Below are 13,608 nucleotides of genomic sequence, written 5' to 3'. Positions count from 1 at the left end.
GATCCGCGCAGCCCCATACAGCCCTTTGGGTCCAGCGACCCTAAACCCCTCGACCAGGAGTGATTTCATGGCCCTGATTATTACCGACGAGTGCATCAACTGCGATGTGTGCGAGCCCGAGTGCCCGAACGGCGCCATCTCGCAAGGCGACGAGATCTATGTGATCGAGCCCAGCCTCTGCACCGAGTGCGTCGGTCATTACGAGACCTCGCAGTGTGTCGAGGTTTGCCCGGTCGACTGCATCATCAAGGACCCGGATCACGAGGAGACCGAGGAGGAGCTTCGGGCCAAGTATGAGCACATCACCGGCGAGAGCTGACGTCGCCCGAAGCGCCGCAGGCCGTCGCCGCGCACTGTGGCTCGGCGGCCTGTGGTTCGCGGCGCTCCTGCTCGCATCCGCGGGGGCCCGAGCCGCCTGTGACGGGCCGCAGGTCCGTCCTGCTCAGGCCGCCATCGCCTCGGCGCACCCCTTGGCGACCGAGGCCGGCCTGAAGATTCTCGACGCCGGAGGCAACGCCTTCGATGCCGCCGTCGCGGTCACCGCCGCCTTGGCCGTCGTCGAGCCCTACGGCTCCGGGATCGGCGGCGGGGGCTTCTGGCTGCTTCATCGCGCACAAGACTGCCACGAGACCATGCTCGACGGACGCGAGCGTGCGCCGCTGGCGGCCCATCGCGACCTCTTTCTCGACGACGCAGGGCAATTCGTCCCCGAGTCTGCCCTTGTCGGACCCCTGTCTGCAGGTATTCCCGGCACACCGGCCGCGCTCGTGCAACTCGCCGAGGGCTACGGACGCCTGCCGTTGACGCAGACCCTCGCTCCGGCGGTCGGTCTCGCGCGCGACGGATTCGAGGTCGGTGACGGGTATCGACGGGTGGCCGCATGGCGTCTGTCGGCCTTGCGTGCCTCGCCGGCAGGCGCCGCTCAGTTTCTGGTCGACGACGAGGTCCCGCCCCGCGGACACCGTCTGCGTCAGCCGGATCTCGCCGACACCCTCGAGCGCCTGGCAAGCGGCGGCCATGCGGGCTTCTATACCGGCGAGACCGCGGACCGCTTGGTGTCCGGCGTGCGTGCCGCGGGCGGGATCTGGACCCTCGAGGACCTTGCCGAATACCGTGCCCTGGAGCGCGAGCCGATCGTCGCGCACTTTCGCGGCTGGCGTCTCGTCAGTGCCGCACCACCCTCCTCCGGGGGCGTGCTGCTGGTCCAAATGCTCAACATGCTCTCCGCGATCGAGCCGCAGGCGGAGTCCGGAACCGCGCGGACCCATGCGCTCGTCGAGACGATGCGCAGGGCCTATCGCGACCGCGCCCGCTATCTCGGCGACCCCGATCACGTGGAGATGCCCATCGAGCGCCTGACGCATCCGCACTATGCGGCCGGCCTGATTCGCGATTTCGATCCGACCCGTGCCACGCCGAGTACGACCGCCGAGACCGATGTGCCCGCATCCGAGGGCCGCGATACCACGCACTTCTCGATCCTCGATCGCGAGGGCAACCGGGTTGCGGCGACACTCAGCATCAACTATCCCTTCGGCTCCGGATTCGTCCCGCCCGGCACCGGTGTCTTGTTGAACGACGAGATGGACGATTTCTCCGCGCAACCCGGTGTGGCGAACGCCTACGGCTTGATCGGCGGGGAGGCCAATGCCATCGCCCCCGGCAAGCGCATGCTCTCGAGCATGTCGCCGACCTTTCTGGAGTCGCCCGAGACGGTCGTCATCCTGGGCACACCCGGCGGCAGCCGTATCATCACCATGGTGCTGCAGGGTGTTCTGGGGACTGTCGACGGGGTCTCGCTCGAGGAGTGGATCGCGCAGCCCCGCATCCATCACCAATACCTTCCGGATCGGCTCGAGCTCGAGTCGGGTGCGCTGAGCCTGGACGAACAACGCGACCTGACGGCGATGGGGCATCGGCTCGAGCTGCTGATCCGCCCCATCGGAGACATGCAGACGATCCTCTGGGATCGCGCGAACGGGCAGGTGAAGGCCGCGAGCGATCCTCGCGGTGCCGGGCACGCCGAGGTTCGGTGAATCCGAATTGTTTTTCGCGCCGCAGCCCGGATGCTGAAGGGTTCGCGTCGAGTTCCGACCCGTCACCATCATCACGTCAACTCACCTATCGAGGAGTCACGACTCGCATGAGATTCAAATCACTCATGACCGCGGCCATCGCCATCATTGCGGTCACCGTCCTTTCCGTCCCCGCCGATGTCGAGGCCAAGCGCATGGGCGGCGGTATGAACCTCGGCAAGCAGTCCAGCGGGATGCAGCGCCAGGCCCCACCGGCCGCGACGGCGCAACGTCCAGCCCAGCCCAATGCGGCACAAGCCGCTGCCGGCCAACGCCCAGCGAGCGGCGCGAGCCGTTGGCTCGGTCCCTTGGCCGGTCTTGCGGCCGGCGGTCTGCTGGCCTCCATGTTCTTCGGCGACGGCTTCGAGGGGTTCCAGATCATGGACTTCCTCCTGATCGTCCTGCTTGCGGTCGGGGGCTTCATGCTGTTTCGCATGTGGAAGCGTAATCAGGCCAAACCGGCGATGGCCGCAGCCGGTGTGGGCGGCGGATTCCCGCACGCCGGATCCGCTCCGGCCTACGAGCGCCGCGGACCGGCGGACAGCGGCATCCTCCACCCCGGCATGGGCGCTCAGGGCGGCCCGGTCGCCGGCGACAACCAGTCACCGAGCTGGTTCGACGGCGTCGGCTTCCTGGAAGGTGCGAAGTCGCACTTCATCAATCTTCAGGCGTCTTGGGACCAAGCCGACTTCGACGGCATCCGCGAATACATGACGCCCGAGCTCTTCGCGGATCTGCAGCGCGAGCGCCTCAAGACCGAGGGAAGCCAATCCACCGAGGTCGTGCGTCTGAACGCCGAGCTGATCGGGGTGCGTCGCGAGGGTGATCTAGTGGTGGCGAGCGTGCTCTTCTCCGGCCTGATCCGCGAGGACGAGAAGGGCGCAGCGGATGCCTTCAGCGAGATCTGGCACGTTCAGCATCGTTGGGACGGCGCCGAGGGCGACTGGCATATTGCAGGCATCCAGCAGGTCGAAGGCTGATCCGGGAGCCGGCCTGCGCCGCGAGCGGCGCAGGCCGGCATCCTCACTTGGCTTGCCCGATCGGCGCCCTGTCGTTGAACCACTCGCGTGCGATGGAGAAACTCACATCCACGGCGATTAAACCAAGGATCAAAAAGCCCATGGCAAGGAGCCAGTAGAACCTTCGCAACAGCCCCCGCATCCATCGGCGCCAGCCTCCCCCGCCTCGGGAGCCTTCGGGATGCGGGCAAACAGATCGATGAAGACCACCCCCAGCACGGCCCACAACAGAACGACCAACGCGGGAAACAGAACCAGATCCCCCTTCGCCGCCTCGAACGCGACGAGCGAGATCCCCGCGGCCAATGCCCCGAGCGCGGCAAGGCCGATCAAGACGGCCCGGGCAGGGGCGAAACGCGCGGCAAGATGCTGCATGAGGTCGAGCATGGTCCGATGCCTGGTCGGTTGAAGGTAGGATCGCGGCTCGATTTTACGACCTGAATCGCGTTCGCATCCGGCTTTTCTTCGTGCCCGGCTCGCCCGAGCCATTATCCTAGGATGATGCCCTCTTACCGACTTGGGCCTTGCCGTTTCGAGGGGGCTCGCTCTATGCTGTTGCGCGTGCGGTCGGATCCCCTGGATCGCCGACTCTGAACCCGGACCCGCAGTGGATCCCGCCTGGGTCCCTGTCGGGAATGTCGGCCATCCGGCTCGACCCTTCCTCGCCCGCCGGCCGGTCAACGTCCCTTCAACCGCTCTGGATCTCACGGATAAAAAACCATGCTCGCAGCGGAACCGATTGTCGAGCTGCTCCTGACGCTTGGCTTGATCCTCCTGGCGATGTCGTCGCTCAATCTTCTCGGGCTCATGCTCGCGCGTCTGCTGATGCCGGCCCGACGTCTCGTCGCCACACCGCACACCCGCACGCAGTTGCCGACGGTGCTCGTGCAGCTCCCGCTCTTCAACGAGGGCGAGCTGGTCGATCGCGTCCTCGAGGCCGTGATGGCCCTGGATTGGCCGAGAGAGCGCTTGCAGATCCAGGTGCTCGACGACAGCACCGACGCCTTTTCGCTGTCGCTCAGCCAGCGGGCCGTCGCCAAGCTGCGCCGGGAAGGCGTCCAGATCGAGCTTCTGCATCGGATCAAACGCACCGCCTTCAAGGCCGGTGCGCTGGCGGCGGGCCTCGAGCACTCGGATGCGGAGTTCGTGGCCATCTTCGACGCCGATTTCATACCGCCGACTGATTTCCTGCGCAAAACCATCGACCCCTTGCTTGCACAACCCGATCTCGCCTATGTCCAGGCCCGCTGGGCGCACATCAACCGGGACGACAGCCTGCTCACCCGCACGCAGGCGCGCTTGCTCGATTCGCACTTCCAGGTCGAGCAGGAGGCGCGTTGGCGCCTGGGTCTGCCGGTCCCCTTCAACGGGACCTGCGGTGTCTGGCGTCGCCGCGCAATCGATGACGCCGGCGGCTGGCAAGGCGACACGCTCACGGAGGACCTGGACCTGAGTCTGCGGGCCCGTCTACGCGGTTGGCGCTCCGGGTTCATGAAGGACCTCCCGGTCCCCGGCGTGCTGCCCGTCTCGGTGCGCGCCTGGCGGACGCAACAGTTTCGCTGGACCAAGGGATTCGCTCAGTGCTTCGTGAAGCTGCTGCCGATGATCTGGGCGAGCCCGGCGCTGCCGCGTTGGCAGAAGGTCATGATCAGCTTCCAGCTCGGCCAACCCCTGGCGTTCCTGATCGGCGCGGCATGCGTGGTCTTGGGACTGCCCTTCATCGCCGGCGCGGCGGTGCCCGGCGAGGTACTGAGCCGAGTCGCGATCGTCGCCTCGATCCTCGGCTTCGCGGCACCCATCGGTTTTATGACGCTCGCCGGCATCCGCTCCGGAGCAAAGGCAACGGCAACCGAGGTCTTCGGTGCGCTCTTCCTGACCACCGGACTGCTTCTCTCCAACGCGCGCGCCGGCTTGGAGGCCCTGCTCGGCTATCGCAGCCCCTTCGTGCGCACGCCGAAGGGCGCAGTCACGGCCGGCCCGCGCAGGATGGTGCGCTGGCCGAACGGACTCCTGGAGCTGAGTGCGGGTCTCGGCCTCTTGGGTTTCGCACTGCTGGAGGAGCCGGTCTCGGTCATCTACCTGGTCATGGTCATCGGCGGCCTGCTGGGCGTGGGAACCTTGCAGTTCCTGGACGGGCGCACGCTATCGAAACAGACAGGCGCCGGTTCCTGACGCCATGCGCCCGAGTCGGTCGAAACCACATTCGGCCGATTCGGGTGCATGCAGGAAGACGTTTGCCCCCTATGCTCGCCTGATAGACTCACGGATATGAACAATACCCCCATGCTCGTCGTCGACGAGCCCGACGATGCCGACTCCACGGACCCCGACAGTCCGGGCTTAATCCCCGTCCCACAGCACCCGGCCGATCCCGTGCATCGCCGTTCCACCCGGCGTCCCGACCTTGCGGGAGCCGCTCGATGAGCACCTGGATGTTTCTCGTCGTCGGCATTCTGATCCTGATCAATGCGCTCTATGTCGCGGCCGAGTTTGCGATCGTTGGAGCGCGGGCCAGTCGCGTCGAGCATTTTGCCCGGCAGGGTCATCGACTCGCCGCAGCGCTCTTGCCCATCGTCAAGGACACGACACGCCTGGATCGCTACATCGCCACCTGCCAGATCGGGATCACACTCTCCAGCCTGATCCTCGGCGCCTTCGGACAGGCGACGATCGCGCTTGCGCTCGGCGCACTCCTGGTCTCGGACTGGGGGATGGAGACGGTGGGCGCCTACGCCTCGTCGGCGACCATCGTGCTGGTGGTGCTGACCTCGACCCAGGTCGTGCTCGGAGAGCTGATCCCCAAGACAGTGGCGCTCCAGTACCCGGTCGGGACGGCCATGTACACCTACCTGCCGATGCGCTGGTCCTTGGTCTTGTTCTACCCCTTCATCGGACTGCTCAACGGGAGCGGCAACCTGATTCTGAGGCGGTTCGGCATCGACCCGGAGGTCAGCCACCGACATGTCCATTCTCCGGACGAGATCGAGCTGCTGATTCGCGAAAGCAACGAGGGCGGGATGCTGGAGGCCAAGGCGAGCAAGCGTCTACGCGAGGTGCTGCGTCTCAGCCGCCACACGGTGCGCCAGTTCATGGTGCCGCGGCGACAAATCGCGAGTCTGGATCTGGCTGCACCGCTCGATGAGCTCTTGGCCGAGATCGACGCCTCGCCCTACACCCGCTTGGTCGTCCACCGGGGCGGGCTCGACAACGTGCGTGGCTTCATCCATGTGAAGGATCTGGCGATCGCGACCGCCGGCGGGCGCGAGATCCTCGCGCTGCAGCCCCTGGTCCGCCCGCTCCTGGCGCTGCCGAACCGCTTGACCCTGGATCGGGTGCTGGGACAGATGCGCGATCGACGCGCCCGCATCGCGCTGGTGGTGAGCGAGTACGGCGACGTCGAGGGCCTCATCAGCCTGGAGGACATCGTGCGCGAGCTGATCGGCGAGCTGTCCGACGAGTTCAAATCCAACAGCGAGCTCGACCCGGAGCAGCTCGACGACACGCGTTGGCGCCTGCCCGGACGCCTCCCGCTCGACGAGGCGATCGATTGGGCCAGCCCCTACACCGACCCGTCCGTCTGGCACGACAGTCAAGCCGAGACCCTCGCCGGCTGGTTGCTCGAGCAGCTCGGGAACATCCCTGAGGCGGGCGACAGGCTCGAGGTGATCGGTCTCGCGTTCGAGATCGAGGAGATGGACGGTCCGGCGATCGCATCCGTCATGGTTCGGGTCGACGGCGGCGCATCGGGAGACGCCCATGCATGAGCTTTGGATCGTCCTGTTCGTCGTCATGGCCCTGGTGGCCCTCAACGGACTCTTTGTCGCCGCCGAGTTCGCCATCATCGGCACCTCGCGCGCCGCGATGGCCGCGCGTGCGGAGGCCGGAGACGCCCTGGCGCGGCGCATCGCCCGCATCCTCGACAACCCGGCGCGACTGGATCGCTATGTCGCCACGGCGCAGCTCGGCATCACCTTCGCGAGCCTGGGTCTGGGGATGTACGGCGAGCACACCCTGGCCGGGTACTTCGAGGAATGGCTTCTGCTCGCGGGATTCGCCGCCCCGGGTGCATTCTTGACGGCGCACGGGCTCGCGTCGGTGTTGGCCATCGCCGCGATCACCTATCTGCATATCGTCTTGGGCGAGATGGTCCCCAAGGCGCTTGCGCTGACCCGGCCCATGACGGTCGCCGTGTGGGTCACCCCGCCCATGCTGGTGATCGGCTTGATCCTCTATCCCCTGGTGCGCGTGCTCAATCTGACCGGCAACCTCTTGCTTGGTCTGGTCGGCTTCAAACGCGGGCGCAGCGCGGGCCATTATCTGGGCCAGGACGAGCTGGAGTCGCTCGCCCGCGAGAGCCAGGAAAGCGGCCTCTTGAGCGAGGAGAGCGGCCGGATCTTCCTCGAGCTTGCCGACTTCAGCGAGATTGCCGCCGTACAGGCGATGGTACCGCGGGTGCGCGCGAGCGGGATCCCGGTCGGCGCAACCGACGCCATGCTCCGCGAGATCCTGCATCGGCATCGGCACACCCGTTATCCGGTCTACGAGGGCAGTCTTGATCAGATCATCGGGACCATCCACATCAAGGATCTGATGGCGCTGCTGCGCGCCGGCTCGGGACTTGATCCTGCAGTGGTCCGAGAGACCGCCTACTTGCCCGAAACCGCGACCTTGGACGATGTCCTTGCCGCAATGGACCGGGTGCACAACCAGATGATCGTCGTGATGGACGAGCACGGCGGGACCGCGGGCATCCTCACGATGGAAGACATCTGCGCCGAGGCCGTCGGGGATATCGAGGAGGGTGTCGAGGACGTCCCGGATGTCTTGCCGGTGGGCACCGCGGGCTATCAGGTCCAAGGAACGGTGCGTCTGGACACCTTGGGCGACCTGATCGGGCGCGAGCTCGAGCACCCCGAGATCGACACGGTCTCCGGGCTGATCCTGAGCGAGCTGGGCCGCCCGCCCGTACTCGGGGATGCGGTCCGGTGGAACGGCCTGCACTTCGAGGTCAGCGGTCTCTTCGGCCGCGGTGTCCGCCAGGCCACCCTGACGTTGGAGGTGCCGGTGACCAACGCCGATCGGGATGCCGAGGCAGAGGATGCGCGCTGATCCGCAGTGCCGATCTCTGCATCGCGCCGGTCGGGCGCACCAGTCGATGCGGTCGGTGTTTCGGTCATGACCTCCCTGCAGGGCTGCCTGCGAGCTCGACGCCGACCTATGCCGAGCGCGCACTCCCTGTTCATCATGACATCCTCACTCGGACCGATCGGCGGGGGCGTCCGCGCCGATCCTTGACCTCCAGCAGAGACCATGGACATTCTAGTTCTTGTCGCCCTGATTCTTCTCAACGGCCTGTTCGCCATGTCCGAGATCGCGCTCGTCACCGCGCGACGGGCACGCCTCGCCCGACTCGCGGAAGACGGCGATCGCGCCGCCGCCATCGCGGTGCGACTCGGCGAAGAGCCGAACCGGTTCTTGTCGACCATCCAGATCGGCATCACCTCGATCGGCATCCTCAGCGGTATCTTCGGCGAGGCGGCACTCGCCGAGCCACTTGCGCTCTGGCTGCAGGGGCTCGGCATGGAGCAGGGCCCGAGCGAGATCGGCTCGACGATCCTGGTCGTGGTCATGATCACCTATTTCGCGATCGTCGTCGGCGAGCTCGTGCCCAAGCGCATCGGCCAAATCAACCCGGAACGCATCGCCCGCTTGGTGGCACGACCCATGTACCTGTTGTCGATCGCCTCGCGTCCCTTCGTCCACTTGCTCGCAGGCTCGACCGCGCTGCTGCTGAGGCTGATCGGTCAACGCGAGACCCCGGGGCCGACCGTCACCGAGGAAGAGATCCACGCCATGTTGGAAGAAGGATCGGACGCGGGCGTCATCGAGAAGACCGAGCACGACATGGTGCGCAACGTCTTCCGACTGGACGATCGCCAGATCGGCTCGCTCATGGTGCCCCGCTCGGAGGTCGTCTGGCTTGATGTGAATCGCCCGCTGGAAGAGAACCTTGCGCTCATCGCCGAGTCATTTCACTCGCGCTTCCCGGTGTGCGAGGGCGGCCTGGACGACATGATCGGCATCGTGACCTCCAAGCAGCTCTTCAACCAAACGCTCAAAGGCGAGCAGGTCGATCTGCAAAAGGATTTGATGGCGCCGGTCTATGTCCCGGAGTCGCTCACGGGGATGGAGCTGCTGGACCAGTTCCGCAGCTCGGGTAGTCAGATGGTCTTCGTCGTCGACGAATACGGCGGGGTCGAGGGTCTGGTGACCTTAAGCGACGTGATCGAGTCGGTCACCGGCGAGCTTCTCCCCCACAGCACGGAGGAATCCTGGGCCGTGCAGCGCGAGGACGGCTCCTGGCTGCTCGATGGTTTGATTCCGATCCTCGAGTTGAAGGACCGGTTGGGGATCAAGCGTGTTCCCGAGGAAGAGAAAGGCCGCTATCACACGCTCTCGGGAATGATGATGTGGCTGCTCGGCCGCTTGCCGAGCACGGGCGACATCTCCACCTGGGAAGGCTGGCGCTTGGAGGTCGTCGACCTCGACGGCAGGCGCATCGACAAGGTCTTGGCGACTCCGCTGCCCGAGTCTGCGGTCGAGCCGCCTGCTGGGCCGGACGGGGGGCGGTCGTCGACCGAGACGGAAGCCGACGGCGGGTTGCCGATCCCATGATTCATGACGGAACCGACGAGATGAACCTTTTGCGCAAGTGCCCCTGTCCGGTGTGGCTCATCAAGTGCGGGGGATCGCGTTCCTTCAGGCGAATCCTGGCGGCCGTCGATGTCGGCGACAGCAACCGACCCGGCGAGGAGACGCGTCATGCCATGAATTGCCGGATCCTGGAGGTCGCGAGCGCGCTGGCACGGTCAGAATGCGCGGAGCTGCATGTCGCCTATGCCCGGGACGCGGTCGGCGAAGCCATCATGCGCGGGACCACGGTCAACACGCCGGAGAAGTACGTTGCGTCCATGGGGACCGTCGGCCGCACCGGCATCCCCGGCCTGCTGATGGGCAACACCGCGGAAACAATCCTGCAGCAGGTCGATTGCTCGGTGTTGGCCATCAAGCCGCCCGGGTTCGTCACGCCGGTGACGCTGGACGCCTGAGGACAGGATTCCGACCCACCCACCCCGATCCACGAGGATCGCGAGCAGGGCGCGGAACCCTGCTACGCGAATGCATGCGGTGATCGTCGCTTGCGACGATCACCGCAGCCCTTAACGCCGGGGCAGAAGACCCGAGGTCTTACCGGCGGACCCGCTCGATGCGGAACAGTGTGGTCGTGCCGCTCACCTCGTTGGCAACGACCAACAAGGGCACCCCGCGAATCGGACTCTTCCACCCCTCGATCACCGTCAGACCCTCGGCGCCCAGATCGCCCGCCTCAGGCGTGCCCGGCTCGGCACTGAAATCGCGGTTGTTGAGGTACTGAACGAAGCTCGGTGCATAGGGGTTGGTGACGTCGTAAACCATGACGCCGCCGATGCGCTCCAGGCCGATGAAGGCATAGGTACGCCCCCAGAGCTTGGCCACGGCCACGCCCTCGGGCTCGGGTCCCTTGTTGTCGCTGCGGTTGTCGAAACTGTTCTCCTCGTGGTTCGAGTTGAAGAACTCCGGATAGGCATCCGCTGTGATGCGCTCGAAATCCGCGCCGCTGTCGTAGACCTGCTCCATGTCGGCGGTCCAGATTGAGAAGGAGCGGGCACCGAAGGCGTAGATCTCATCGTGCAGCCCCGTCTTCGGATCGACACCCAGGGCCGTCGTGACGGTCAATCGGCCGAGATTCTCGTCCGCCTGAAGGAGGGCCGCATCGGGAAAGACCGCTGGATTCAGATCGATATTCTTGACGCGCGCTTCCTCGCTGAAGCCATCATAGTCGCGCGCGTCACCCTCGTTGGCGGTCACGATGTAGGTCTGTCCGCGATGCTCGTAGCTCGCGATCGCGTCCGGCAGATACATCCCCAGAATCGGCCAGTTGACGATGTTGATGGCCCCGTCGCGATCGCTCGCATCCAGCTCGTTGCCCGCCAGGCTGTGATCTTTGAAGCCGAGGCCATGGACGGCGCTGAATGTACCGGCCTCGATATCCAGGACGGCGATGGCGTTGTTCTCCTGCAGCGCCACCCAGGCGGTCTTGGAATCCTTGGCGACCGTGATGTATTCGGGCTCGAAGTCCTGTGCCACGGTCGCGTTCGGACCGAACACCCGCACGCTCGGATCCAGCGTCGCGTCGTTGAATTTTTTGAAATCGGCCGTGCGTACGTCATGCTGCGAAAGTCTACGAATGTTTCGCGGCAGCTCGATGATGCTGACCGAGCCCTCCGGATCGACCTCGTAATCGTCGCTCGGCTCGCCTTCGTTGGCCACCAGCACCCGCTTGCCGTCCGGGGTGAAGGTCGCCATGTCCGGCAGCGCACCCACCTCGACGGACGCGAGGATCTTACCGTCGGCGTTGAAGAAGACCGCCTTGCCCGGATCCGTTTTGGGGTCCGCTTCGACCGCGGCGACGATCAGCCCCTTGTGGACAGACACGCTGTTGACGATCCCGCCGAGGTTCACGCTGAACAAGAGCTGCGGAGCCGAGGGGGTGCGGATGTCGAGTACATCGACGCTGAGGCTCTGCGCATTGACAACGAACAGGCGCTGCGTCCTGGGATCGTGGGCCACGATCTCGGCCGCGGATTCGGCGAACACGCCGGTTGCATAGGTGCCGAGCGGCGCGATGGCGATCTTAGGCAGAAATGCATCCGGACCCGCTAGGGCCGGAGCGCCGATACCGAGCGCCAGAGCGCAGCCTGCGGTGAGTCGAGAGACGGTCGTAAACGACATGAGACGGAGATCCTCGTTGGGTTAAAACCCCCGATTATCGGGATCAGGCATGACCGTTCGGCGACACTGCGATGACGATTCAGCGATATGCGGCTGCATGCCGCAAGCCGGACCCCATCACCGCGGGAGGCGCTCAGAGGTAAAGCAGCGACGCCACCAGGAAGAACACCAGGACCGCAATGATATCGTTGCCGGTGGTGATGAAGATGCCCGTGGCCATCGCCGGATCGATCTTGAAGTAGTGGAGGATCAGCGGAACGGCCGCGCCCATGGTCACGGCAAGCAGTGTCACGACGGTCAAGGCCACGCCTGCGGTCAACGCTAAGCGGAGTGGATCCGCAACACCCACCAAGGGCCCCACGACGAGCACGATCACGGCGAGGATCAGCGCAGCGATCGACCCGTTCAGCAAGGCCGCGAGCATCTCCTTGACGAGACGCCAGGGCAGATCGCCGATCCAGAGGGTGCCGGCCGCGAGGCCCTGGATGGCGACCGTCGCGGCTTGAATACCGGCATTGCCGGCCATCGACATCACGATCGGGATGAAGCTCGCGAGGATGGCCGCGGCGGCGATCTCCGCCTCGTAGGAGCTGATGACGCTGCCCGAGACGAGCGCACCGACCAGACCCGCGAGCAACCAAGGCAAGCGGTTCTTCACGATGCCGAGCACCGGGTCGTCGGGCCGTGCGTCGGGCGAGACACCGCTGAGCAGACGCACGTCCTCCTCGGCCTCGTCGCGGACCACGCGCTGCAGCTCGTCGGCGGTGATGCGCCCGAGCAGCCGACCTTCGGCATCCACCACGGGCACCGTGATGAGGTCGTTCTCCGTGGTCACGCGCACGACCTCTTCCTGATCCATTTCCGAGCTGACCGCGACGAGATCGGTGCGCATGACCTGTGCCACCGGGATGTCGCTCGGGCGCAGCAGCAGATCTCGCAACTTCAGATAGCCCAGGAGCTTGCGGTCCGCATCCACGACATAGACCGCCGAGAGTTTTTTGATCAGATCGGCGCGACGACGCACCTCGGCCACGACCTGCCCCACGCTCCAGTCCGGCGGCACCGCGACCAGCTTGCGGGTCATGATGCTGCCGGCCGAATCCTCCTGATACGCCTTGAGCTCGCGGATCGCATCGGCCTCGCGCAGGTGCGGGATCAGCCGCGCCTGAACCTCGTCGGGAAGCTCGGTCAGGACATGAACCACGTCCTCGGCGTCCCGACCGTCGAGGATCTCGGCGAGGCGCTCGATCGTGGCGTCTTCGAGCAGGGCGCTGCGAAAATCGTTGTTGAGCCCGGCGATCACCTTTGCGGCGGGGCCGGGCGGCAAGACCAAAAACAGTTTGCGCGCGCGCTTCAGGGGAAGCTGTACGAGTAGCTCGACGATGTCTTGCGGGTGCCAGGTTCGCAGCAGACGGCGAATCTCCTCGCGCTCCCCCGCCTTGATCAAGCGCCCGATGGCCTTGACCAGGGGGCGGTTCACGTCCAGGGTCTCGCCGGGCCGGCCGCGCGTCCAACGCAGCCGTGGCGCTTCGGTGGTCTCTGTCATGGCTGAGGCGGTTCCGGGGGGTCGGATGGCTGGTCGGCGTTTCGAGGCTCGAAACCCGCTGAAGTGTGGCAACACCGGCGGATCAAATCAAATCCGACCGGGTTATCAGGGTGCGATCCAAACTGATGCGGTCACC

11 protein-coding genes are annotated in these 13,608 nt (G+C 65.7%); 8 read left to right on the top strand and 3 right to left on the bottom strand.

The window, feature by feature from the left end; all coding sequences use genetic code 11:
• Positions 1 to 67: 67 nt before the first annotated feature.
• From KFB96_RS16985 to KFB96_RS16975, 3 genes are all read left to right on the top strand, one after another.
• Positions 68 to 319: a YfhL family 4Fe-4S dicluster ferredoxin gene (locus tag KFB96_RS16985; RefSeq protein ID WP_213457160.1), complete on the top strand. Its 252-nt coding sequence runs from the start codon at positions 68 to 70 to the stop codon at positions 317 to 319.
• The gene (gene ggt, locus KFB96_RS16980) at positions 294 to 2,036 is read left to right on the top strand and encodes a gamma-glutamyltransferase (RefSeq protein WP_213457162.1); all 1,743 of its coding nucleotides are present in this window, start codon (positions 294 to 296) and stop codon (positions 2,034 to 2,036) included. The genes KFB96_RS16985 and ggt overlap by 26 nt, the downstream gene beginning before the upstream one ends.
• A 107-nt stretch (positions 2,037 to 2,143) precedes the next feature.
• Complete coding sequence (locus KFB96_RS16975) at positions 2,144 to 3,055, top strand: Tim44 domain-containing protein (protein ID WP_213457164.1); 912 nt, start codon at positions 2,144 to 2,146, stop codon at positions 3,053 to 3,055.
• A 129-nt stretch (positions 3,056 to 3,184) separates the two neighbouring features.
• Here KFB96_RS16975 and KFB96_RS16970 read toward each other — a convergent pair whose 3' ends face one another.
• A complete protein-coding gene (locus KFB96_RS16970) occupies positions 3,185 to 3,481 on the bottom strand; it encodes a hypothetical protein (protein ID WP_213501452.1) in 297 nt (98 codons plus the stop codon).
• 333 nt (positions 3,482 to 3,814) lie between these two features.
• Between KFB96_RS16970 and KFB96_RS16965 the strand changes: the two genes are divergently transcribed.
• The 5 genes from KFB96_RS16965 (at position 3,815) to KFB96_RS16945 (ending at position 10,203) form a co-directional block, all read left to right on the top strand.
• Positions 3,815 to 5,266, top strand: coding sequence for a glycosyltransferase family 2 protein (locus tag KFB96_RS16965; protein ID WP_213457168.1), 1,452 nt, complete (start codon positions 3,815 to 3,817; stop codon positions 5,264 to 5,266).
• Between the two features lie 248 nt (positions 5,267 to 5,514).
• Positions 5,515 to 6,858, top strand: coding sequence for a hemolysin family protein (locus tag KFB96_RS16960; protein ID WP_213457170.1), 1,344 nt, complete (start codon positions 5,515 to 5,517; stop codon positions 6,856 to 6,858).
• Complete coding sequence (locus tag KFB96_RS16955; RefSeq protein ID WP_213457172.1) at positions 6,851 to 8,203, top strand: hemolysin family protein; 1,353 nt, start codon at positions 6,851 to 6,853, stop codon at positions 8,201 to 8,203. Before KFB96_RS16960 ends, KFB96_RS16955 begins: the two co-directional genes overlap by 8 nt.
• A gap of 201 nt (positions 8,204 to 8,404) precedes the next feature.
• The gene (locus KFB96_RS16950; RefSeq protein ID WP_213457174.1) at positions 8,405 to 9,769 is read left to right on the top strand and encodes a hemolysin family protein; all 1,365 of its coding nucleotides are present in this window, start codon (positions 8,405 to 8,407) and stop codon (positions 9,767 to 9,769) included.
• A gap of 20 nt (positions 9,770 to 9,789) precedes the next feature.
• A complete protein-coding gene (locus KFB96_RS16945) occupies positions 9,790 to 10,203 on the top strand; it encodes a universal stress protein (protein WP_213501451.1) in 414 nt (137 codons plus the stop codon).
• A gap of 139 nt (positions 10,204 to 10,342) precedes the next feature.
• Here the strand turns inward: KFB96_RS16945 and KFB96_RS16940 are convergent, their stop codons facing one another.
• Entirely contained in the window at positions 10,343 to 11,926 is a 1,584-nt protein-coding gene (locus KFB96_RS16940) for a choice-of-anchor I family protein (protein ID WP_213457177.1), read from the bottom strand.
• Positions 11,927 to 12,059: 133 nt separating this feature from the next.
• Complete coding sequence (gene mgtE, locus KFB96_RS16935) at positions 12,060 to 13,472, bottom strand: magnesium transporter (protein ID WP_213457179.1); 1,413 nt, start codon at positions 13,470 to 13,472, stop codon at positions 12,060 to 12,062.
• Between the last annotated feature and the right edge of the window lie 136 nt (positions 13,473 to 13,608).

Source organism: Thiocapsa sp. (genome assembly GCF_018399035.1).
Classification (GTDB): Bacteria; Pseudomonadota; Gammaproteobacteria; order Chromatiales; family Chromatiaceae; genus Thiocapsa.
Note: the sequence above shows the minus strand (reverse complement) of the source record. Positions and strands in the feature narration are given on the sequence as shown.

What these genes read in the sequence shown, in the direction of transcription:
- KFB96_RS16945 (WP_213501451.1), top strand. Translation starts at nt 9,790, where the DNA reads ATGAACCTTTTGCGCAAGTGCCCCTGTCCGGTGTGGCTCATCAAGTGC.
- KFB96_RS16970 (WP_213501452.1), bottom strand. Translation starts at nt 3,481, where the DNA reads ATGCTCGACCTCATGCAGCATCTTGCCGCGCGTTTCGCCCCTGCCCGG.
- KFB96_RS16985 (WP_213457160.1), top strand. Translation starts at nt 68, where the DNA reads ATGGCCCTGATTATTACCGACGAGTGCATCAACTGCGATGTGTGCGAG.
- ggt (WP_213457162.1), top strand. Translation starts at nt 294, where the DNA reads ATGAGCACATCACCGGCGAGAGCTGACGTCGCCCGAAGCGCCGCAGGC.
- KFB96_RS16955 (WP_213457172.1), top strand. Translation starts at nt 6,851, where the DNA reads ATGCATGAGCTTTGGATCGTCCTGTTCGTCGTCATGGCCCTGGTGGCC.
- KFB96_RS16960 (WP_213457170.1), top strand. Translation starts at nt 5,515, where the DNA reads ATGAGCACCTGGATGTTTCTCGTCGTCGGCATTCTGATCCTGATCAAT.
- KFB96_RS16975 (WP_213457164.1), top strand. Translation starts at nt 2,144, where the DNA reads ATGAGATTCAAATCACTCATGACCGCGGCCATCGCCATCATTGCGGTC.
- KFB96_RS16965 (WP_213457168.1), top strand. Translation starts at nt 3,815, where the DNA reads ATGCTCGCAGCGGAACCGATTGTCGAGCTGCTCCTGACGCTTGGCTTG.
- KFB96_RS16950 (WP_213457174.1), top strand. Translation starts at nt 8,405, where the DNA reads ATGGACATTCTAGTTCTTGTCGCCCTGATTCTTCTCAACGGCCTGTTC.
- mgtE (WP_213457179.1), bottom strand. Translation starts at nt 13,472, where the DNA reads ATGACAGAGACCACCGAAGCGCCACGGCTGCGTTGGACGCGCGGCCGG.
- KFB96_RS16940 (WP_213457177.1), bottom strand. Translation starts at nt 11,926, where the DNA reads ATGTCGTTTACGACCGTCTCTCGACTCACCGCAGGCTGCGCTCTGGCG.